Annotated in this window: 22 protein-coding genes and 1 tRNA gene; 5 read left to right on the top strand and 18 right to left on the bottom strand. The window is 58.0% G+C overall.

What is annotated here, in order from left to right:
- Window positions 1-73: 73 nt before the first annotated feature.
- A complete protein-coding gene (locus GH660_RS03280) occupies window positions 74-973 on the top strand; it encodes a hypothetical protein (protein WP_153145129.1) in 900 nt (299 codons plus the stop codon).
- 73 nt (window positions 974-1,046) lie between these two features.
- Entirely contained in the window at window positions 1,047-1,658 is a 612-nt protein-coding gene (locus GH660_RS03275; RefSeq protein ID WP_153145128.1) for a hypothetical protein, read from the top strand.
- 27 nt (window positions 1,659-1,685) lie between these two features.
- On the opposite strand, the gene GH660_RS03270 is transcribed toward GH660_RS03275, so the two are convergent.
- The gene (locus GH660_RS03270) at window positions 1,686-1,988 is read right to left on the bottom strand and encodes a hypothetical protein (RefSeq protein WP_153145127.1); all 303 of its coding nucleotides are present in this window, start codon (window positions 1,986-1,988) and stop codon (window positions 1,686-1,688) included.
- A gap of 63 nt (window positions 1,989-2,051) precedes the next feature.
- On the opposite strand from GH660_RS03270, the gene GH660_RS03265 reads away from it, so the two are divergent.
- Window positions 2,052-2,417: a hypothetical protein gene (locus tag GH660_RS03265; protein WP_153145126.1), complete on the top strand. Its 366-nt coding sequence runs from the start codon at window positions 2,052-2,054 to the stop codon at window positions 2,415-2,417.
- Between the two features lie 15 nt (window positions 2,418-2,432).
- Window positions 2,433-2,894, top strand: coding sequence for a terminase small subunit (locus GH660_RS03260; protein WP_153145125.1), 462 nt, complete (start codon window positions 2,433-2,435; stop codon window positions 2,892-2,894).
- Between the two features lie 21 nt (window positions 2,895-2,915).
- On the opposite strand, the gene GH660_RS03255 is transcribed toward GH660_RS03260, so the two are convergent.
- The 15 genes from GH660_RS03255 to GH660_RS03185 form a co-directional block, all read right to left on the bottom strand.
- On the bottom strand, window positions 2,916-4,397 hold the full coding sequence (locus GH660_RS03255) for a hypothetical protein (protein ID WP_153145124.1): 1,482 nt from the start codon (window positions 4,395-4,397) through the stop codon (window positions 2,916-2,918).
- Window positions 4,376-4,987: a hypothetical protein gene (locus tag GH660_RS03250; RefSeq protein ID WP_153145123.1), complete on the bottom strand. Its 612-nt coding sequence runs from the start codon at window positions 4,985-4,987 to the stop codon at window positions 4,376-4,378. Before GH660_RS03250 ends, GH660_RS03255 begins: the two co-directional genes overlap by 22 nt.
- A 34-nt stretch (window positions 4,988-5,021) precedes the next feature.
- The gene (locus GH660_RS03245) at window positions 5,022-6,113 is read right to left on the bottom strand and encodes an endonuclease NucS domain-containing protein (protein ID WP_153145122.1); all 1,092 of its coding nucleotides are present in this window, start codon (window positions 6,111-6,113) and stop codon (window positions 5,022-5,024) included.
- A 13-nt stretch (window positions 6,114-6,126) separates the two neighbouring features.
- Window positions 6,127-7,596: a restriction endonuclease subunit S gene (locus GH660_RS17975; RefSeq protein WP_228276341.1), complete on the bottom strand. Its 1,470-nt coding sequence runs from the start codon at window positions 7,594-7,596 to the stop codon at window positions 6,127-6,129.
- On the bottom strand, window positions 7,593-9,056 hold the full coding sequence (locus GH660_RS03235; protein ID WP_153145121.1) for a class I SAM-dependent DNA methyltransferase: 1,464 nt from the start codon (window positions 9,054-9,056) through the stop codon (window positions 7,593-7,595). The genes GH660_RS17975 and GH660_RS03235 overlap by 4 nt, the downstream gene beginning before the upstream one ends.
- Before the next feature lie 41 nt (window positions 9,057-9,097).
- A complete protein-coding gene (locus GH660_RS03230) occupies window positions 9,098-9,757 on the bottom strand; it encodes a hypothetical protein (protein ID WP_153145120.1) in 660 nt (219 codons plus the stop codon).
- Between the two features lie 5 nt (window positions 9,758-9,762).
- Window positions 9,763-12,150 (bottom strand): EcoAI/FtnUII family type I restriction enzme subunit R, encoded by a 2,388-nt coding sequence (hsdR, locus tag GH660_RS03225; RefSeq protein ID WP_153145119.1) that lies wholly within the window; start codon window positions 12,148-12,150, stop codon window positions 9,763-9,765.
- Between the two features lie 191 nt (window positions 12,151-12,341).
- Window positions 12,342-14,030, bottom strand: a complete 1,689-nt coding sequence (locus GH660_RS03220) for a hypothetical protein (protein ID WP_153145118.1) — start codon at window positions 14,028-14,030, stop codon at window positions 12,342-12,344.
- Window positions 14,018-15,010 (bottom strand): DNA-primase RepB domain-containing protein, encoded by a 993-nt coding sequence (locus GH660_RS03215; protein ID WP_153145117.1) that lies wholly within the window; start codon window positions 15,008-15,010, stop codon window positions 14,018-14,020. Before GH660_RS03215 ends, GH660_RS03220 begins: the two co-directional genes overlap by 13 nt.
- On the bottom strand, window positions 15,007-15,411 hold the full coding sequence (locus GH660_RS03210; protein WP_194266213.1) for a CHC2 zinc finger domain-containing protein: 405 nt from the start codon (window positions 15,409-15,411) through the stop codon (window positions 15,007-15,009). Before GH660_RS03210 ends, GH660_RS03215 begins: the two co-directional genes overlap by 4 nt.
- A complete protein-coding gene (locus tag GH660_RS03205; protein ID WP_153145115.1) occupies window positions 15,408-15,623 on the bottom strand; it encodes a DNA-binding protein in 216 nt (71 codons plus the stop codon). The genes GH660_RS03210 and GH660_RS03205 overlap by 4 nt, the downstream gene beginning before the upstream one ends.
- A 161-nt stretch (window positions 15,624-15,784) precedes the next feature.
- The gene (locus tag GH660_RS03200; RefSeq protein ID WP_153145114.1) at window positions 15,785-16,516 is read right to left on the bottom strand and encodes a hypothetical protein; all 732 of its coding nucleotides are present in this window, start codon (window positions 16,514-16,516) and stop codon (window positions 15,785-15,787) included.
- Window positions 16,517-16,545: 29 nt separating this feature from the next.
- Complete coding sequence (locus tag GH660_RS03195; RefSeq protein ID WP_153145113.1) at window positions 16,546-16,923, bottom strand: type II toxin-antitoxin system HigA family antitoxin; 378 nt, start codon at window positions 16,921-16,923, stop codon at window positions 16,546-16,548.
- A gap of 10 nt (window positions 16,924-16,933) precedes the next feature.
- Entirely contained in the window at window positions 16,934-17,227 is a 294-nt protein-coding gene (locus GH660_RS03190; RefSeq protein WP_153145112.1) for a type II toxin-antitoxin system HigB family toxin, read from the bottom strand.
- Window positions 17,228-17,257: 30 nt separating this feature from the next.
- The gene (locus GH660_RS03185; protein WP_153145111.1) at window positions 17,258-18,664 is read right to left on the bottom strand and encodes an integrase family protein; all 1,407 of its coding nucleotides are present in this window, start codon (window positions 18,662-18,664) and stop codon (window positions 17,258-17,260) included.
- A gap of 398 nt (window positions 18,665-19,062) precedes the next feature.
- Between GH660_RS03185 and GH660_RS03180 the strand changes: the two genes are divergently transcribed.
- Window positions 19,063-19,569, top strand: coding sequence for a hypothetical protein (locus GH660_RS03180; RefSeq protein WP_153145110.1), 507 nt, complete (start codon window positions 19,063-19,065; stop codon window positions 19,567-19,569).
- Between the two features lie 288 nt (window positions 19,570-19,857).
- On the opposite strand, the gene GH660_RS03175 is transcribed toward GH660_RS03180, so the two are convergent.
- Window positions 19,858-20,115 carry a transcriptional regulator gene (locus tag GH660_RS03175; protein WP_153145109.1) on the bottom strand — a complete coding sequence of 86 codons (258 nt, stop codon included), beginning with the start codon at window positions 20,113-20,115 and terminating at the stop codon, window positions 19,858-19,860.
- An 87-nt stretch (window positions 20,116-20,202) separates the two neighbouring features.
- Window positions 20,203-20,279 (bottom strand) — tRNA-Ile (locus GH660_RS03170).
- Window positions 20,280-20,283 lie beyond the last annotated feature (4 nt).

Here is a 20,283-nt window from a genome sequence, read left to right as displayed (position 1 = left end):
TATGCCCTGCATTCCCTACACAGCAAAAAACTTCAAGCCACATTTGGGGTCACTTCTGAACGGATCTCATGTGTTGACAGCCACGTGGGAAGAGCTTGTTTGGTCAGCTGTTACTGTCGGAAAGCCGGGTGTAGCTGAGCTGTTTACGCACGGTTGGTACTCGTTGAGTGACGCAATCGTTCGTTCGCATACCGTTTACGCAAACCTGCGACAAACGCCTTCCCGTTTCGAGAAGTCAGCTCTCTATGATTCTCTCGATCCGACTGAGAAAGGGGCAACTTCCTACTTCGTAGGAATGATGGTTGCCAAGCTGATAGCAGCACGCCTTCTCGATACACCGTGGCTGTTCCACTTGTCCCGTTTCAAGAAGGATGGCGGGAAGCTAACACTCAACGGGAATTCACAGCCCGACCTCATCGGGTTGAATAATCGGCGCGACTGGATCGTGATCGAGGCCAAAGGCCGAACGAACGGCTTCAGTTCCGATGCGCATACAAAGGCCAAAGATCAGACCCGGAAGCTACGCAGAATTAACGGACAGTTTCCAACTCTCCGCGTCGGCATCCAAGCATACTTTTCACCGAGCCTCGAAATCATGATTGATGATCCCGAGGAGTTTGATGAAGATGCCGTGGACGTCATTGCTGAGCAGATAGATCTCATGAGCGGCTATTACTCATTCGCGCACTCAGTAACTAAAGGTAGCAACGATGTCCGCCTTATTCATGGGCGCCAATTTGCATTTCACCATATCGAAGATATCGGCCTAACGATAGGTCTAGACCGTCGTATTCACCAATCGTTTGACCAAGGCAATATTTTAGGTATCGTCGGGGAACAGTGGAAGGCGGATTTACCTACAGTATTGAAAGATGGAGCACTTGTAACGTTTCCTGATGGGCTGGCTATCCAACTAGATGATCGTTGGACCAAGATTCGTATGTGTCGTCAGCCAGGCATGCGAAATGGCTGACATTCCGGTTAACTGGATCGCCGAGAAGGTGTGCTTCTCGGTTCCACTCAAACGTTAGGTGTCGATAAGCATCATGTACGTTGTTACAGCAATGAAGTCTGAACTCAATAATGCAGTTCAGGTTGCTCAAGAGCGCGTCAAAATCCAGTTTGCCGATGCATTCCGAGCAATCTACCAGAGAAACAGAGTTCCCGATTCCTTTGGAGTCGATACGCCACAGATCGACCGACTAGTCATAACTGGGCGTAGTGACTTAGCAGGCGTTTACTATAAAGACGGTTTTTACATCATTCTTACCGATCGCCCTGTGGAGGGAAATTCATGTAAATTGTTCGCGGGAAATCTGCGAGCAATCTATCGGGGAGAGTGTGCGACGACGCGAAAGAGAGTCACAAGCCATCTTTTTCATTCCCATTACAAGGCGGATTACTCGGAGCGAGCAACGCGATACCAAAGCAAGCCAGAAAATCGGGGCAAGACTTTCTACGAAGCGTTCTGGCCACACTGCTTGAAGTTAGAGGCAGGTGGCCCAAGTGGGGTGGACATCGACCAGGATCCCAATCGCAACTACAGCTGGCTAGTCGTCGTCCATCAAATGGAGGGGAGTTCTCAGGAAGTGCGAAAACTGGCTGAGCTAGCATTTGACGAAGTCTTTGGTCACCCTGCGGGAAGCCGAGATGCCTAACGCATGCACCCAACGTCGAAAGAGGTCTCAAGGAATCTCGCAATGCCATTCCTGAATCACGCTGTAGTAGCCCTCTGGCTCCTTCATTCGCTCGAACCCACGTAGCTGCAGGGCCTGCGGCGCGATGCCGATAAGGACAGGCTCGTGCAGCGGCGGTAAAAGCATTGTGGCAATGCCGCCTGGCGTAATTAACTCCGCGACCTTGTACACACCATTGCGGCTGGTGGCGCTGCCCAACCTCAGGTCACCGACAAACGCCGGCCCGTTGATCGTGTCCCGCCATGACATCTTCCTGCCGCCCCGGCGCATCAGATAGACCTTGAAGATCACGCTTGTGGACCTCTCGAATACTGTATAAACTTACAGTTATTCTAAACGGACGGAGGTCCAGAAATGAAGAGCGAACTCCAACAGATGAAAGACGTTGCCAGTGGCATCGTTAAGGGCATTCTGGCCTCAACGCCGAAGGCCGATGTCGCCTTCAAACGGACGATCTCCCTGCAAGAAGGCGAGACCAAGGAGGTATTGGTCCTCGGACATGTTCACCCCGCGTACAACGATGGCTACTGCATCGCCGTTCTGAACCCCGGAGCTGCCCTGCAGGAGCAGTTGCAGCCAGCCGTCGCCTACAGCCCTAAGCTCCTCAAGGAACTGGTGGCCGGGCATTGCGAGGCGATGGTGCAGGTGTCGCTGGTCGGCGGGAAGGCACAGCAGGTGGGGTCTTATCGTGCCCAGCAGCAGCGTCTTTTTGTGGCCTGACAGCTGGCGACAAGCGTGCCCGATACTGGCGGAAAACTGACCGTCCGGCAGGGTAGGTTTGTCGAGCACTATGCCCTGTGCGGCAACGCTGCGGAAGCCGCACGGCTGGCAGGGTACAGCAGCAAGACGGCACGGGTGACTGGCCCGGAAAACCTGTCGAAACCTGCCGTAAAAGACGCTTTAGCGGCCCGTCAGCAGGTTTTTCAGGCTGAGCTGCGGATGGCCAAGCAGGACGTCGTAAACGGCCTCCTGAGCGCGATTCAGATGGGCCGGGATCAGCAGAATCCGGCGGTGATGATTGCCGGTTTGGTCCAGATCGCCAAGCTGTGCGGCTTCTACGAGCCGGAGAAGGTCAATTTGACCCTATGCGCCGATGGCAAGCGATTGAGCGCCAAGTTTTCAGCCATGTCGGACGACGAGTTGTTGGCGATTATTGCCAACCCACCTGCCCAGGAAATGTTCGTAAGGGGCGACTGACCCCATGGGCGGTATATTGCCTCAAGTTATGCCCCGTTTTTTTAAGCGATCAGCCATTCGTTTTTCGGATTCGACCTTCGCTCTTTCCCAAGTGGTCATTTTCAGGAACGCTGTCCTGTCCGCATCTTCTTGGGTGAAGTTTCCGGCGAATTTCTTGAGCTGCAATTCGGCAATCTGAATCGCATCCTGCAGGCGTGCCTTCAGGCGAACTTTTCCGCCGCCGGCAAGTGCGGCTCCCATTCTTGCGGCAAATCCGACGTCCCTAAAAGCTGTTTCGATCATTCCACCGGCCTGAATTTGCCGAAGGTCTATCAGGTGGCGTTGAAGCTCCGCTTCGGGCAGACTGGATGTTTCCTTTTTGATCATCAGGTCGATCCACAAATCCAGTGGCATGGATCCGCGCTCGATCGCCAGACGGGTGGGTTGATCCACCAAGGACAACAACTCCTCTTCATCGCTTAGTTGTTCCGGGCCTTTGGGCTTTTCGAAGCGAGGGGGGCAGGGGTAGTGATGCTCAAGTCCCTTAACAGTTTCATTGAGACCAGACGCAGAAGCACGTAGTCGATCCATGCCGGGGGGCAATGAAGAATAATCCGTCCTTCTCGGCTTGGGCGAATCGGAGTCCAGTGCAAGCCGGGTGATGAAGCCCGCAATGGCACCGACGAGGGGTGTCGCGACTATAGAGACCGTCGCGGCCACGGCACCTGCCATAGCGCCCTTTGCGACACGGTCGCCGCCCGAAGCAAGTGCCTGATCGACCGTTTTCTTTCCTGACAAAACTCTTGATCCCTCGGTGATGGCGATAATAGACAGCGGCATCGCACCGATGAGAGCATCGCTCACTGCATCGCTGGAGGCATCCGAGACGTGGTCACTGACGGAACTGGTCAGGGCGTCGTTATGTATGCCGGAGTCCATGATCGACGGGTGGTCGGCTAACTTTGATGCCACTTCATGCGTAGCGAGGATTGGTGTGTCCGGGTAGCGATCCAGCGCCTCGTGCACGTAGCTCACCGACTCGGTGGCTTTTAGCTGGATGGCATTGGCCACGGCGCCATTCTCGTCGATGATCTGAATGTCCCAGCCGGGTTGCGTAGCGGAAGCAGCGATCTGTGCGCGCTGCCCAGCTTCCAGGTGGAGGTCGCCCACCCATTCACCCGCGTTAAGGCGTTGTTCAACCTCCACTTCGAATAGCTTTCCCTTCCAGCCGCTGATGGCGCCGGCCAGTCCCTCTGTGGAGCGACCGGCAAGGGATTCGATTGGCACGTTCGGGTAAGCGAGTTCCCATGCAGAAGCCATCTCCGGGGTGACTTCCGACACATCGAAGGTGTCCTGCGACATGATTGCATCGAAGGCAAGCGCGATTGCGGCGGCGTCGAGAATCGACGTGCGGCGTGCTGCGATGTATCCGGTCGCCAGCGCACGCAGGTCATCGATCCGGGCACGCCCACCGTGTTCGGCATATTGCCCGGACAGGGCAATCAGTTCCTGACAGTCAGCCATATCCATACCCCCAGTGTCATGAACACGACGACGCCTACCGCAATCACAATCCGCCGCGTAAAGATGTGCAGGCGATGCTCGCGAGCCATAACCTCCTTGAGCATTTCCATGGATTTGCCATTGAGTTTGTCGGTAAAGGTTAGGGTGGCGGCGAGCTTCGACTGAAAATCCTCCTGGCGCCTGATCATCGTCTGGATTGCTTCTTGTGCTCTGGCATCGAAGGCAGCGTTCACCTGTTTGGCATTCTCGAGCAGCTTGGCGATGGCGTCTTCGGCCAGCTTGCGCGCTTCGATGGCCTCGTTCCGGGCGCGCGCACTACCTTCCACATAGGTCGCCAGTTCTGCCTTGGTCTTCGCCGCCAGCTCAGTTCCCACACCTCGGGATCCGTCCATATGCTTCACCAGCTCAGAGTCGGCTTTCTGGATCTCGGCCAATACCCCGCCGATCTGTGTATCGACGCTTTTCTGGATCGCCGCCTTCAGCGTCTGGATTTCCTTGTGCATGCCGAGCAACACTGTGCCGTGGACGTCGGTAAATTCGTCCAGGAGGTGTTCGAGGCGCCCTTTCTGGGCAGTTGCTTGTGCTGTCATGCAAGATGCCTTTCCACAGATTCAGTTCGAGTTTTCACGGGGTGTCGAATCCCGGGAAATGCGCCTTCAATCTCTCCACCGTCGACCGCCATTTCGGCGTCGTCGGCTTGCAGACGGTGTTCTGGTTGCCGAACATGCCGATCTCCTGAATGGCCTGGCTGGCGGGGATGGTTTGCAGCCAGTGGACGGGAACGAAGTATTCCGATTTCTCTTCGTCGTCGGCGTATTGCTGGTGGTAGTGGCCGTGGCGTTCGACCGTGCTGAATGGCACTTCGCCTTCCGGGGTGGTCACCATAAAGTCGCGGTAGCGCTGGGCGCGGCCGGTGACGCGGCCGACGCCGACGAAGCCGGCGCCGGGTATCTTGGCCCAGACGCGGTCGCCGGGGTTGAGTAGCTGTAGTGTCCTGCTGTACCAAATGTCGCCGCCGCCACAGATGAAGCCGTACTTCACGGCGTCATCCCATGAGCGTTCGCCGGAGTAGGTGCCGAAGGAGTGGTAGAACTCGCCGTTCCACGGCTCCTTCGGGCCGTCCTGCTTGGTGGCCGCGCTGACCTGAGTCTTGACGGGGTCGAGCAGCCACGTGCGGCTGATCAGCTGTTCGCTGCCGTTGGCGAAGACCTGGAAGCAGAGCACGTTGATCGGGATGTCGCGCTCGCTCAGGTAGGCGACGATGCGCTCGGTGCTGGCGTCGAGCGCGGCCGAAACGATGATGATCTGGTGGCTCTCGTTCAGCGAATCCTCGTCGAGCGCGAGGCCGAAGCGTTGCTGAAAGTCCTCGCCGAGGTTCCGGCCGGGGGCGAAGCGACCGTAGATGGCAGCGATGTCCTCGGGACGCAATTTTTCCACCCAGCTGGCGTAATCCAGCGACTGGGCGACGACATCGCGCGGCGTCTTGTCGCGCTTAAGTTCGATCAGCACCAGCGCGCCGTCGGGGGCGATGGCCAGCAGGTCGATGCGTCCGCCGAAGCCGGTGTCTTCCTGCCGGCCGATCAGCATCCACTCGTCGGAGAGCAGCCGCGGAGCGGCGACGATCATGTCTTCCAGTTGCCTTTCGCTGGCCAGCTGCGCTTCGGGCAGGGGCTGCGGGGTGGCGGCAACTTTCCAGAGGTCGGTACGGATGGGCATGGCGGCTCCGGGTTCAGGTGGCCTTGAGGGCGGTTTCGATCAGGGTGTCGGCCAGTTGCGCTTGGCGGGTGCGGGATTCGGTGATACCAGCCTTGAGGCGGTCGACGAGGGCCAGCAGTTCGTCGACTTTGGCGACGATGCGGTGTTGTTCGGCTTCGGGTGGCAAAGCGAGCGGGATTGAGTTCATCTTTGCCTGATTCATTTTGGGCTGCGCTGTGCCGGTCACGTAGGGCTTTAAATCAATCGCATTGATGAATAGCGTCAGAAACCGAAGATAGCTTTCCGAAAGGCCGTCAATCACGTGGGCGTGGTTATTGACCCAGTACTTGCCCCTAGCGATAAAGGCAATTGGCGTCGAGCGATTTACCAGATTCGCTCCATCCTCGCCAATCAGCAGCAATGGCTTGTCGAATAGGTAACCGTCTATCTTGTCGATGACTCCAGATGCGCCGTAGTAGTCATAGAGTCGCTCCCGCTGGTTGCGCTCGTCTTGTGAGACCGGGACTCTCTCGCCATCGCGACAGATTGTGGCATTACCGAACGGAATCCATTCCCAGCCGGCTGGCAACACAAACGGCCGTTTATCCTCACCAACAGGCGGCAGCGGATCCAATTTCTTGGTTTTGCCCTCCACCCGCCGCGCCCGGTCCTGAGCGATCAGCTTCAGAAAATTGCTCGCCGGCTCGTCGTTCGGGTCTTGCGGCACCAGTTTGCCCATGACGGCGAGCTGGAGGATGGTTTGCTTGAGGGCGTCGAGGCTGGATTCGGTGGTGAACAGGGTGTCGAAGTGATCGGCGAGGCGCTGCCAGTTGGCGGCGAGGTCGGTGGCGTCGGCGCTTTGGGTGAGGGTGCCGAGCAGGGTTGCGACCAGCCGTTCATGAGCCGTTGCGGCGTCGGAGTGCTCCGCCTCCAGCCGGTCGCAGAGGGCCATCAGTTCATCGACTTTGGCGACGATGCGGTGTTGTTCAGCGACGGATGGAATTGCAACTGGAAGTGAATATGCCTCGTTCCTGCTTAGGCCTGGCTTTATCCCTTTCCCAAGGTTGTCTAACCCCAACGTATGAAAAAGCGCAAAGGCGAAATCTAGGTCGATGCCGCTCGGAGGAATGCAGTAATAGGCGACATCGGTAACCCAGCATCCAGTTTCTCGACAGAGGTTTAACGCACCAGCAGAGCCCTTTCTCCCAACCACAATACATGGTGCTTTCACCCTGCATTCGTTGTGCGTACCAACAACACCATTTGAACCGTAAACCGGGTATTCACCGGTTCCTGTCCTCTTCGGAGCAGGCAGGTTGTCACCATATTCGAGTGAAAAAAAATCGCTGAAAAGCCCGCGTTTCCAACTCTCCTTATCGGAAATGCTGTCTTGCGGCACCAGCTTGCCGCGCACCGCCAGTTCGAGAATCAAGCCGCGCAGCTTCTGGGTACCATCCTGGGCCGTCGCCAGCAACGGCAAGTGTTCGCTCAGGGCGACGCTCACGCCTTGCCCTCCAGCGCGGCGGCGAGCACGGCCTTGAGCTGGTCGCGGGTCTGACTGATTTGCTGCTGCAGGGCGGCGTAGCCGGCGAGTAGTTCGTCCGGGTCGTGGCTGACTTGGTCCGGGCTGTGCGGGTTCTTGATGTCGAGGTTGTAGTTGCGCGCCTTGATCTCGTCGGCGCTGACTTTCCATGCGTATTCGTTTTCGACCCGGTTGCTGCGGTCGACGCCGCCCCACCAGGCTTTTTCGGCGTCGAACTCCTCGATGCGCATGGGCTTGGTCTTGTTGTAGCTCTTCACGCCCGGCGGGTAGGGATGTTCGTAGAACCAGACGTCCTGCGTCGGCGAACCCTTGGTGAAGAAGAGCAGGTTGGTCTTGATGCCGGTGTAGGGGTTGAAGACGCCGTTGGGTAGGCGGACGATGGTGTGCAGGTTGCAGGTTTCGAGCAGTTGCTCCTTGATGCGTGTCTTGATGCCTTCGCCGAACAGCGTGCCGTCGGGCAGCACCAGCGCGGCGCGGCCGCCGTCCTTGAGCAGGTGCATGATCAGCACGAGAAAGAGGTCGGCGGTTTCGCGGGTGCGGAAGGTGGCGGGGAAGTTGGTCTCGATGCCGTCTTCTTCCATGCCGCCGAAGGGCGGGTTGGTGACGATGACGTCGACGCGATCCTTGGGGCCGTAGTCGCGCAGCGGGCGGGCGAGGGTGTTGTCGTGGCGGACATTAGTCGGCACGTCCAGCCCGTGCAGAATCATGTTGGTGGTGCACAGCAGGTGGGGCAGGGGCTTCTTCTCGACGCCGTTGATGCACTGCTGGAGCAGTTGCTCGTCCTCGACCGTCCTGACGTGCTGCCGGCGCACGTGTTCGATTGCACAGGTGAGGAAGCCGCCGGTGCCACAGGCGGGGTCGAGAATCTTTTCGCCGAGGGCGGGGGCGACCATGTCGACCATGAACCGGGTGACCGGGCGCGGCGTGTAGTACTCGCCGGCGTTGCCGGCATTCTGCAGGTCACGCAGGATTTGCTCGTAGAGATCGCCGAACAGGTGACGGTCCTGTGCCTTGTTGAAATCGACGCCGGCAACGATCTTGTTGATGACTTGGCGCATCAGGTGGCCGGACTTCATGTAGTTGTAGGCGTCCTCGAAGACGCTGCGGATGACGAAGCCGCGGCGGTCGTCGTGTGCCGGCTGGAGGTTCTTGAGGGCGGGGAAGAGCTGGATATTGACGAAGTCGAGCAGCTCGTCGCCGGTCATGCCTTCCGCGTCGGCCGCCCAGTTGCGCCAGCGCAGCGGCTCGGGGATCGGCGAGCGATAGTTGTCGTCGAGCAGCTCGTACTCGGTTTCCTTGTCGTCGTAGATCTTGAGAAAGAACATCCAGACCAGCTGGCCGATGCGCTGCGCGTCGCCATCGACGCCGACATCCTTGCGCATGATGTCTTGGATGGATTTGATGGTGGTGGAGATGGACATATAAATTTCTGATTATTAAGTGCAAAAACGATCTGTTCTGACTAGCGTTCCCCAGGAAAATACTCTGTCTCATCAGTCTCTGGGTTGTAAAAGGCGTACGGTTCTCTTGCCTTTTCTTCGGCACTTAAAACGTTAGTCACGCTTCTAAAGGAGAATGCCGCCATTTTGCTGTACCCATACGCTCTTGGTCCTATCTCAGCAAGAACGCTTTTGACGCTTTCAAAGGCAGTTTCGTAGCCATCAACCGCCAATTTCTGCTTGAGTACTTCTAACTCAGCTTCCAGTTTTTCTCTTTCCGCTGCATCGCTTACGTCGGCGATAAATTTCTTTGCAAAGTGGTAGTTCGGTTCATCCCATCGTGCCCGCGTGTCTCGGAACGCTCTCCAAGTGCCAAGCTCTATAAAAAGTAAATCAGAGTGTCCTGCCGGCTCGTTAACTCCCAGCCTTCGGTCGAGTACCACCCAGCCTTTTTCACTTGATACGCCAAACCAAAAGAATTCTAGATTTGTCAATTCGTCCTGACTGATCTTGGTTACGATTTTTCCCAATGGCTGTTCAGCCATGTACGTTGTGGCTCGCGATACAAACCAATGGTCTGAGTTTGGCCAAATGCCTGGAGGAAAACTATTCTTGGATTGTTTATTGCATGACTCAAAAGCTTCTTTAAAACTTGAAAAACGATCGTCATTATTGATTGGCATAGTTTCTACCCTGTTTTTTTCGATACATCCGATGAGTAAAGGCTATGTTCCAGATGGCAGATTGCTTTCTGATACTCAGCCTTCCCGCCGAACGCCTTGATAAGCTCCGGCGCGGTCCCCAGCCGGGAAAACGGGTCGATGGTCAGAATCTTGATGTCCTCGATGCTCTCAATGCCGGTATCGGCGTACTTGTCGAGCAGGGCGTCGAGGACGGCGCGGGCCTGGTCGCCATACCTGGTGAAGACGTCGCGCTTGCGGACCTCTTCGACCCGTTCCTTGCGCGACAGCGGAGGGCGGTCGAAGGCGACATGGCAGATCAGGTCGAAGGGGTCGAAGGTTTTGCCCAGTTTCTTCCCAACCTCTTCCGACAATGCGTCGAGCAGGACTCCCTGTGATTCGAGTTCCTCGATGACTGCCTTCTTGCGCTCGGCGCTGGTCCAGCGGCGCAGGAAGTCGTCGACCGAGGCGTACTCGTTGCGGACGGCCTTGCGCGTGTAGTCCTTCAGCGATTCGGTGATCAGCTTGCCGTTGGGGCCGTAGTACTGGACGCGCTCGGCGACGACATAGACGGTGACTTCGCCGCCGACAACGTACTTGATGCGCTTTTCACCCGGTTCGTCGGGGGGCAGGGGAGGTTCGGGTTCTGTGTCGGGCGGCAGTGGCTCACCGTCCGGTGGCTCTTCGTCCGGCGGGACAGGCGTCTCTTCTCCGACCGGCTCGTAAATCTGTACCGGGTCGCCATCGAAGGCGGGATCGGCAAACAACTCCGTGGCCTTCTTGAAGTCCATGATGGTGAACCAGAACTTGTTGTAGTCCTCGTTGATACGGGTGCCACGCCCGATGATCTGCTTGAATTCGGTCATCGACTGGATGCGCTGGTCGAGCACGATGAGCTTGCAGGTCTGGGCATCGACGCCGGTGGTCATCAGCTTGCTGGTGGTGGCGATGACCGGGTAGCGGCTTTCGGGGTCGATGAAGTTGTCGAGTTCGGCCTTGCCTTCCTGCTCGTCGCCGGTGATGCGCATGACGTACTTGCGGTTTTCGGCGATGCGCTCCGGGTTGAGGTTGGTCAGGGCTTGCCGCATGCGCTCGGCGTGGTCGATGTCCTCGCAGAAGACGATGGTCTTGGCGTAGGGGTCGGTGGCCTTGAGGAATTCGGTGATCTTGCGGGCCACCAGTTCAGTGCGCTTCTCCAGCACGAGCGTGCGGTCGAAGTCCTTCTGGTTGTAGATGCGGTCCTCGATCAGGTTGCCATGCTTGTCGGTCTGCCCTTGGCTCGGCCGCCAGCCCTGCAGATCCTTGTCGATGTCGATGCGCACGACCTTGTAGGGGGCGAGGAAGCCGTCGTCGATGCCCTGGCGCAGCGAGTAGGTGTAGACCGGCTCGCCGAAATAGTGGATGTTGGAAACCTCCTTGGTTTCCTTGGGCGTGGCGGTCAGGCCGATGTGGGTGGCGCCGGCGAAGTAGTCGAGGATTTCACGCCAGGCGGAGTCTTCGGCGGCGCTGCCGCGATGGCATTCGTCGATGACGATCAGGTCGAAGAAATCGGGCGAGAACTGCCTGTAGATGTTCTTTTCTTCTTCGCTGCCGGTGACCGCCTGGTAGAGCGAGAGATAGATTTCGAAGGCTTTGTTGGCCTGGCGCTTCTCGATCTTGGTCATGGCCTGACCGAACGGCTTGAAGTCGTTGGTCCGGGTCTGGTCCACGAGGATGTTGCGGTCGGCGAGGAAGAGGATGCGCTTCTTGGCCTTCGACTTCCACAGGCGCCAGATGATCTGGAAGGCGGTGTAGGTCTTGCCGGTGCCGGTGGCCATGACCAGCAGGATGCGCGGCTGGCCGCGGGCGATGGCCTCGATGGCGCGGTTGATGGCGTTGATCTGGTAGTAGCGCGGGGTCTTGCCGCTGCCGTCGTCGTAATAGGGTGTTTCGACCGTGACGCGCTTTTCGGGGCCGGCAATTCCCTTCCAGGCACAGTAGCGTTGCCAGAGTTCGGCTGGCGTGGGGAAGTGGTCCAGCGCGATTTGCTGCTCGATAGGGGTGTGCTGACCGGTCCGGTCGTGAATCAGGAAGGCGTCGCCGTTGCTGCTGATGGCAAACGGCACGTCGAGTGTTTCAGCGTAGTTCAGCCCTTGCTGCATGCCGTCGCCGACGGTGTGGTTGTTGTCCTTAGCCTCGATGACGGCGATGGGTAGGTTGGGGGCGTAGTAGAGAACGTAGTCGGCCCGCTTCTGCTTGCCCCGCGTGTGCAGCTTGCCGCGAACGATGACGCGACCCTTGGTGAAGCTGACCTCTTCTCGTGCCTGAGTGGCGAAATCCCAGCCGGCCCGCTGCAGGGCAGGGGTGATGTACTGGGTGCAGATGTCGCGCTCGGAGAGTTTTTTCTTGTCGTGCACTGGGGGGCGACTGAAGTAGGTTGACTACACAAGCGACCATATTACTCCGGCATGGTATCGGGTGATAGCCTGGGCATGACTTGTGTCTGCGGCAGTCATTGTTTTCGGGGCGAGGAAGCTGGCGAAGCAATCGTCACAACGTCACATCATCACGGCGGTGGTGACGATGTGACGTTGTGACGGTCAATTCCCTACAACTGGTTTTCGGGCGAACAAGTAATGCAAATTGTGCTGCCTGTGCGGCCGTGCCCCTGTTTGTCGATGAGGATGCCGATGCGGCGCAACCCCGGCCCGATTCGCTTCAGCTGTCCGGCGAGGCCGCGTGGCGACTTGGGCCAGTTCGAGCGGTCGATGCCGGGAAGGTAAGCCAGCTCGCCGAGCAGCGATTGATAGGTCCCCTTCCAGGTCGATTGCCCGGCCATGAAAACCTGCAGGGCATTGGCCACGCCAAAGGTTTCGAGGCTGCGGTCAATGCCTTCGGCAATGGCGCCGGCGTACAGCTCAGAAAAGTGCCCGGCGGGCTTGCCCAGCGCCAGGCCGACGGCCTCACCAAGCAGTTGGTAGTCGGCCATGCGGTGCTTGTCATTGAGCTTTACATCCGGCAGTTTTGCGAGTGCCGCGGAAAACAAATCAAGCAGGCCGGCGAAGACGGATGGGTGGTCCTTCTGCCATTCAGCTTCGAGGGTCTGTTCATCCTTTCGGTCAACTGGCGGAATGGTCGGTGCCTCAATGCTGATTACACGCTCGACCAGGTCGGGTTGCGTAGCGACCGGGTTGATGCCGTTGATCATGACCGGGCGCTTGGTTTCGAGCACGTGCTCTTCACCGTTGGTGTAGAACTCGCGTGTCGCGAATCCACCGCCGGTGGCCAAAGTACAGAGGGCATCCTGCTGCTCGGGCGAGAGGTATGAGAGGTTCTCGAAGCTGACGACATGGCTGTTGGCGGCGCTGACATAGATGTCTTCAACGGCCTTGGGGCGACCGCGCAGCGACACCTTGTTGGGATCGACCAAGTCCCGTAGACGGCGTTGGGTGGAGCTTTTGGCGCTGCCCTGTTCACCGGTCAATTCAAGGATCGGGTAGGGGGTGTCCGGGCGCAGGCAGTCGAGCAGCCAGGCGAGCGCCGGCAACCGGCGAACGTCCGGGATATTGGTATGTTCCCAGAGTTTTGCGATGTCGCCCGCTGCCGCCGGTGTGGGGAGGTGGCGCATGTTCTTGGTGCGCGTGAAGTACACCGGGGAGCGAGCGACAATCTGCCAACCGTCGCGGTCGACCCGGATGACGCGCCAGCCATCGTCACAGAGATCGACATAATAGACATCGCCCACTTTTGCAGCGCGCACGTGTACCTTCATTTCGCTGCCGTCGTGTTTGGCAATGGCGGCAAGTGTTGAGATGGCCGTGCTCATCGCCAGCTCGGGGATGCCGGTACGGTGTGCCCGGTAGAAAGCGGCACGCAGCCATTCCTTGAAACCATGGCTGTCGATGTACCAGACTTCGCGATGGTCGCCGGTTTCGATGACCGCGATGCCACGCCCGTCGGCGTCATGGCCGAGGGTGCTGCCGTTACGCGCAATGCTCAGGATCATGTCTTGCGTGCTGTCCTGATGGTTGTCGCGCTCCGGTGCGGTCAGCTTGTCGATGCGGGTCTTGCAGCCCTTGGCCTGCGCCGTCAGGCGGACGTAGGCGGCTTCCTCCTTCTGCCGGATAACCTTGAGGGCGGCGATTACCGCTTCTTCGTACATCGCGCCCGGGTCCGACGCCATCTTGGCGAGCGCGGCTTCGACGATTGCAACCGGGTCGGCAGTTTGTTGGGCGGCCAGAAGGACGGCTTCAGCGGAGATGCCGGGAGGTGCGGGGTTGTTGCTCAGTTGTTGCATGACGATTCCTCGTTCTTGTTTTGCAGCAGGCGGATCAGGAAATGGGTCAGGTCAGCAACGGTCCGCGTCTGACAATGGCCGTGGTGGCACTTGAAGCCGCCACGCCCGTCGTTCTGATCGCTTGGTTCGAAATAGACGGTGCCGGTCTGGTCCTCGTCGGTGTGTTCATGGACCCAAGGGCAGACTATGCGGTGGCCGCCCTGCGGTCCCGACAGGGGTTCCAGATACAGGCCGGCTGCATCGAGGATGCTGGTGATGCCGTCGTGCCCTTCCGGGGTGCCAAGGTCAGGTATTTGGCGCTTGTGCGCCGGTGCCTTCCGTCGCGGGACACGGGTGACTTGCAGATTCACCCCGTAGGCATCGGCAATCTCGTCGATGCTGTAGCGTTGCTCCGGCGACCAGGCTGCGACGCGCTGAACGAACGGATGGCCGAGGCATTCGACGTACTTGCTCTTGCCATTGACGCCGACCGGCAGCCGGCCGTAGCGGGTGACTCCGCTCATCCCCGGGTCCGCGCCGTCGGCGGTCAGGCCGCTGGCGATCATGCCCTTGACCAGGGTTTCGGCACGGATACGATCGCGCTCCGGCGCCTTCAGGAAATACCACGCCTGGAAATTCCCGGGGCTGGTCTCGACGAGACAGGTAGGTGGCAATACCAGCTTGTCGAACGCTACCTTGGTCCCGACGTCGTCGATCATGACGATGTACATGCCTGCGAAACAGTCCTTGCGCCGCCGGTAGCGGCCATCGCTGGCATGCTTGAAGGCGCTGACGGCAATGTAGTTGTTATTGCTGTTGCGGATGAAGTGGGGCAAGGGAATGGCGCTGCGACCGCCCCACATGGCGTGACCGACGGCACCGGGGTCGCCGGGGAAGCCGGTAACCCAAGGCGCTTCATCAGGCCCGGCCTTGTAGAAGGCATGGGCGATGAAGTCGAGGTTTTTCACCGCAAAGATCGCCGATTGGATGGCCGCGATCATTCGATTTCTCCGTGCGCGGCATCCAGATAGCTTATGGCCTTGTGGTGACCCATACCCAAGTAGTTACGTGCGAAGGTCAGCATGTTGCTGCCTTCCTCGCGGCATTCGGGAGCCATGCATTTGTAGCCGCCAGTCTTCAGATTGACGCAGAAGGATTTCTCCGGTTCTTTGCAGAACGGGCAGTAGCCCCATGCGTAGCCTTCGCTGATGTCTTGCAGGCCGAAGATTTCGTGTCCATAGAAATAGCCGGGGGAGAGCAGCTTCCAGGACTTCTGCCGAGTTGCCTGGTGCTTGGCAATTCCGTCGAAATCTACAAATGCGATGGCCTCCTCAAACTTTTGTTGCTGGCCCGGATTAGGTTTGCCGGGGCTGCCGGGTTTCTTGTTGGCGCGCTGGGTCATACAGCACCTCCGCTGAGGAGAGTCTGGATATCGCTGATGCGCCATGCGAGACGCCCGTTAATACGAATCGGGCGAATCGGGCCGCACTCCAGGCAGGCCCACTTGCGGAGGGTTTGCGGGGCGCGGTTGATTGCTAAAGCTGCGTCGCGGGTTGGCAACGTATCGCGCCCACGGGCGAGCGCAGCGAGTTCTGAAAGATCTTTTGAGGCCATCGATTTCTCCTTGAGAGATTGCGCGCCTCAGCGGGATTGCTGTTTGCGGCGCGTCGAATGGCGTTCAGAATCGCATTTCCAGTGAGGCTTGTTTTCGCTCTGGGAAATGGACTAATTCACGGGAAGTTCCCGGGAGTTTCCCGGGAAAAAATACCTCAAGACTAGGGAATCAACTTTTCTTTGCGAAGAATTCCGAGCTGATTTTGGTAGGTCTTTAGTTTAGGGGTTGGGTCGTCTTCGGTGCAGTGTATTTCGACGACGCGCTTTGCTTGCCGAGCATCGGCATTGGGTCCGTGCAGCATCTCGATTTTATCCCAGTGCTCGAGAATCAGCCTTCGACAACCGCGTTCTCCGCGCAAGTTGTGAGCCTTGCGCGCTTCACGTGCTTCCTCGCTCGGCGATTTTGAAGTGGGAAGATTTGACGCCATGACCGATGATGAATCAGGCGAAGGGGTAAGATGGCTTGACAAGGCAGCCGCCAAGTCTGGGTCTCGCTCTCTCACCCATTTAATGAAGCTCTGCTTTTTTAGAAGCGTTTTTCGGCAGTCTAGCCGGCCGTTTCCTCGGTCAACCTTGACCGCTATGTCAATGAGTCCACCGAGAGCAGCACTCTCTATGATCTCGCAGCACGTGCCGACATCCTCGACGCAGCCGCGGTCATAAAACTCCTGAATCCAAGGAGGCAAAGAAACCCATTCGAGCGGTGGGACTTTAGCTTTCGGCCTCCCAGTGAAATATGCCCATGTTCCAGACGAGGCGTCTTGGTCGTCGAACTTGCTTTGCTCAAGCCAAAATCTGCCAGGCTCTATCCCGAAGAGCAGGAAGCCTCCATCTTCAATAGTTAGCGTTTCATAGTCGCGCCAGTGCGAAAGCTCGTCAGCTGTAATTGCCATGATTTTTGGTTAGAGAAATTCCCGCGAAATTAGGCTGCTTCGCGTCGCAGCGGATAGTCCTGAATAAGCACCGATGCGGGTAGATCAAGCCCGCTTGCGAGACGACGGATCATGTCCAGCGTAAGCGGCCGCACACGGTTCAGAATGTCGGAAACACGCCCACGCGGCCCGATGTACGGTTCCAGATCTTTACGAGCCAGCCCCCGGGTTTCCATAACGTAATTCAGGAAGTCGATGGGGTCAGGCGCATCAATCGGGTAGTGCTGCTTTTCGTATACCTCCACCAGCATGGAGAGCAGTTCGAGCTGGTCTGCAGCTTCGCTGGCATCGGGGGCATCCCAGAGCGAGTCGATCTGGGCCAGCGCAGCTTGATATTCAGCTTCGGTGTGGATCGGTCGGATAGTCATGGTGGTGCTCCTAAATGGTTGCTGCATCAATACGGTCATACTCGGCATGGCTGCCGACGAATCGAACGAACATCAATCCCTGCGTGTAGCGAACAGCGACCACCAATCTGAAGTCGTTGCCCTTGATGTTGAACACAACCCGGTTGTTCGGCAGAAAGCTGGCATTCCGGTGCACAGCTTTGATGTCGGCCGGCGTCTTCCATTCAGCATGGCTGACTTCTGTATACCAGCCACGTAGCGGAATCTCTGCCTGTGGGTGGCGTGTCCAAAAATCACGCAAGGTTTTGAGGGCGATGATTCTCATGGCTCAATGTAGCATGCTACCAAATTGGTATCAACCATATTTCACAGCCGTTGATTTCTGCTTGATCGTTGGTGGGGTGATAGACGCTTCCTCCAGAATCCATGCTTCAATCTTGGTGTGCCACATGCGCAAAAGATCAAGGGGGCGCTTCTTGTAGTGTTTTTCGCGGGTGGCGCTTGGCTTGTGGCCCTGTATTTGAGCGACGACTCCCTCCGGTGCTTCGACCCATTCGGAAAGGGTGGCGAAGGAGCGGCGCAGGCCGTGAATGGTCAGGTCTGGAATGGCAGCTGCTTTGACCGCTTTGTCGTGGGCGGCACGAGGTTCTTCAATATGACCGGACTTGGCGGCTTTGCTGAAGAAAACCCATTGTGATGGCTTCCATGCGGACAGGTCATTTTCGACCTTCTTTCCATTGAGGATGCGGTATTTCGGCGGCGGGGTTTCGTTAATGCGCTGCAAACCGCGCAGCAGGCTGGCGACGTAGGGAGTCATTGGAATGGTGCGTTCGCCGTCTACCTTGTCCTTGATTGTCATGCTGCCCCACTTGAAATCCATTTTTTCCCAGCGCAGGCGCGTCAGCTCATTACGACGCGGCCCGGTCAGCAAAACTACCTGAAGGTAGGCGGACTGAACCGGCGACAGCTTAAGAACCTCGGCAAACCAAGCCTTGAGCTGTTCTCGCTGCAGGCAGTCGTCCTTGGCGCCTTTTGGTGGCAGTTCTTCCTTGGCAACACGCGCGGCGCACGCGTCAGTATGGACAAAGGTCCGATATTCCTTCTGGTCTGAGCACCAATTCAGGAATGCCCGAAGCAGGCCAAAGCATAGCCGCGCGTGGGTAGGGCGCTTTTCTGCCTCAACCTGAAGCCACGCCTTCACTGCATCGGCGTCAATGTCAGAAAGGGGGCGCTGAAGCAAGGCAAGGAGAGCGCCCGGCTGGGTGAGTTCGGGCTCGCCTTTGCGCCTACCCCTCGTCCGCTTCTCTCCGCCGACCTTGATGACCTTCTCATGGTCGTCGATGTGGGCAGTGCTCCACTTGGGCCGGCGAATTTCGATGTACCGTTTCCATATCTCGATGGCTGGCTCGGCTTTGTGCTTTGCATCTGCTGCAATGGCTTCAGCCTTGGCGCGACGCTCGAGTTTTTCGGTGCGTGGATCAACGCCCTTGTCGGTCATTGTTTTGAGGCGCGTTGCTTCGGCGCGTGCGGTTTCGGTTACGCCTGCTGGGCCGTCGAGGGGCCATGTCTTCGGGTCGCCAATCGTGACCCTGATGGATTTCCCGTGAAGCCAAGACTCAAAGATGTATGCCTTCGCTCCTGTGGCGGTCACACGAACACCAAGGCCGGGGGTTTTTGCGTCCCAGAGGATGAATTGCTGTTTGCCGGGCGGGCAGGTTGCCTTGGCGACACTGGCGGCGGTCAGATTTTCTTTCTTTGCCATATAATCATTCCTCCCTGATACGAGACGCTCAACGATTCCATGTAGGGGTGGTGTAGGGGAATTTTATCAACAAAGGGGAAAATAAATCGTAGCAGGGCGCGGTTTGTTTCTTTGCGAATTTATCGAAAACCAAGTATTGACCGGGCTTTCAGGGCGATTGGTGCTAATTGATCAACGTTGAGGAAATGTTGAAATTTGTGATTACCTCTGGATTCATAACCCATAGGTCGGCAGTTCGATTCTGCCCATCACCACCAACATCAAAAGCAGCGAAAGGCCAACCCTCACCGGTTGGCCTTTTTTGCATCCATTGCCCGTGCGCTTCGGGGAGCGTATGGCAATCGAACCGTCTTTCGATTATCGTATCCGGTGGCCAGTGGAAGGGGCGAGAAGTGGATATGTTGAGTAAGAACGACCTGTTCAGAAGAATAAACACGCGCTTTCCGATGGTCGTCGAGCGACTCATCACGCTTTGGGGCAGCCCGGAGCTGGTGGAGTACATCAACAACCTGATGACCGGAGCGAAAGGCGGGCCGTCGGCGGAGCTGAGCGAGGATGTCCGGTTCGCGCTCGCCAGCCTCAAGGCGGAGCACGACCGAGAGTTCCCGCGCTATGCCGTTCGGCAGGCCGTTCTGGACGAGGGGGTGCTCGCGCAGAATGCGGAATTCAAGCTGATAAACACCAGGTTTCCGCGCATCGGCCAGCGAATTCTCGCAACCTGGGGGCAGGCCAGCTTTTGCGAGTACGTAAATGAACTGATGAACGACAAGCGGGACGGACGCCGCCAGGGCTTTCCCGAGGAAATCATGCTCGCCCTGTTCCGGTTGATGCAGGAGCATGACAAGCAGTTCCCGCAGTTCGTCCTCAAGATCACCGACATCTGGTCGCTGACCAACAAGATCTAGGTGCCGCGTGCCGCCGCCGAAAAAAGCGGGGGCACCGTGATGCATCTCACATGCGCGCCGCATTTTCGGGTGGGAAAATGGTGCCCATGAAATCCATTCGTTCCGCTTCGTTCTGGATTGCCGCAGTCGTCCTGCCGGGCGGATTCCTGCTGCTGACGCCGATGGCGATTCGGGCGGTTCGCCGGATCTACGCCAGACGGGTGTGAGCGGGACGTCGGAAAATGGAAAGCCACCCGCGCGGGTGGCTTTCGCATTGTCCGCGGGGGCAGCGCGCCCCCGCCAAGCCGGTCAGCCTTTGGTGCCGGCGCCCGGCTTCCGGCCCGGGGCAGGGCGCGGAATGTAGCCCGCGATCCGGCACTGGAAGCCCTCGACGGGTTTGCCGTTGCGGTAGCTGGTGACGCTGCATCTGGAGATGTCGCCCTGGGCCGACAGTTCCGAAAGGGAGGTCCTGACCTCATCGAGCGAAATTCCGGTCGCTGCCGAAATCTCCAGGTCAAGCAGTTGGCCGTGTTTCTTCAGGTACTCAAAGACCTTTGAAGTATGCATTTGAAATCCTTTCTGAACAGGCTGCATGGTTGGAAGTTCGAATGGAGGGCACGGGGCCACCCCGAAGGATGGCCCGGGCTTTGAGACTGGTGGGCCCGCAGGGACTTGAACCCTGGACCAAAGGATTATGAGTCCTCTGCTCTGACCAACTGAGCTACAGGCCCGAAC

Source organism: Dechloromonas sp. H13, assembly GCF_009469615.1.
Taxonomy (GTDB): Bacteria; Pseudomonadota; Gammaproteobacteria; order Burkholderiales; family Rhodocyclaceae; genus Azonexus.
The sequence above is the reverse complement of the archived record's forward strand: the minus strand, read 5'-3'. Positions and strand labels throughout refer to the sequence as shown.